The 1212-nt window shown below is 69.7% G+C and carries 1 protein-coding gene; it reads left to right on the forward strand.

Annotated features, from left to right (window positions below; all coding sequences use genetic code 11):
* Positions 1 to 1143: fibronectin type III domain-containing protein (locus tag E1200_RS33330; RefSeq protein ID WP_131956666.1), on the forward strand; the 1143-nt coding region annotated here is incomplete at its 5' end.
* Positions 1144 to 1212 lie beyond the last annotated feature (69 nt).

The following is a 1212-nucleotide window of genomic DNA, read 5'->3' on the forward strand; positions in this document are numbered from 1 at the left end:
CCTCCCGCCCCCGGCGCACCGACCGTGACGACCCGGTCCGACACGTCGCTCACGCTCGCCTGGTCCGCCCCGACCGGCCCGATCACCGGCTACCGCGTCTACGAGGGCGGAACCGTCCGGGCGACCACCTCGGGCACGACCACCACGATCACCGGCCTGGCCGCCTGCTCCACCCACACCTACACCGTGAAGGCGTACAACTCCGCCGGAGAGTCCGCCGCGAGCACCCCGGTGACCGGCACCACAACGGGCTGCGACACCCCGGACGTCACCCGGCACGCCGCGCCGTACCTCTACATGGGCTGGGGCGATCCGCCGAACCCGTCCACCGTCATGAACGCCACCGGCGTCAAGTGGTTCACGATGGCGTTCATTCTCTCGGGCGGCGGCTGCAGCCCCGCATGGGACGGCAACCGCCCCCTCCACAACGGCATCGACGCGCAGGCCATCGCCCAGATCCGCGCGGCCGGCGGCGACGTCCTGCCGTCGATCGGCGGCTGGTCCGGCAACAAGCTGGGCCCGAACTGCGCCACCCCCGAGGCCCTCGCCGGCGCCTACCAGCAGGTCATCGACGCCTACGACCTCAAGGCGATCGACGTCGACATCGAGAACAGCGACGAGTTCGAGAACGCGGCCGTCCAGGACCGCATCCTGAACGCCCTCAAGATCATCAAGCAGAACAACCCGGACGTGCAAACGATCCTGACCTTCGGCACCGGCACCGCCGGCCCGAACTACTGGGGCACCCGCCTCATCAACCGCGCCGCCGAACTCCAGGCGAACGTGGACATCTTCACGATCATGCCGTTCAACTTCGCGGGCGGCTCCGACATGTACGGCAGCACGGTCAGCGCGTCCGAGGGCCTGAAGAACGCCCTGAAGTCCGCGTTCGGCTGGTCCGACGCCACCGCCTACTCCCACATGGGCATTTCCGGCATGAACGGCCTGTCAGACCAACGCGAGGTGACCACCCCCGCCACCTGGACCAGCATCCGCAACTGGGCCGACTCCCACAACCTGGCCAGACTGGCGTTCTGGTCGGTGAACCGCGACCGCCCCTGCCCGACCGGCGGCGTAGCCCCCAACTGCAGCGGCATAGACCAACAACCCTGGGAATTCACCAGGATCACCGCAGGCTTCTAGCCCGCCCCCACTCCGCGGCCCGCGTCCCCGCCCGGCGACGCGGGCCGCGGAGTGGGGGCGGGCTAGAAG

Origin of the sequence: Actinomadura sp. GC306, assembly GCF_004348665.1 — a bacterium.
In the GTDB taxonomy this organism is placed as follows: Bacteria; Actinomycetota; Actinomycetes; order Streptosporangiales; family Streptosporangiaceae; genus Spirillospora.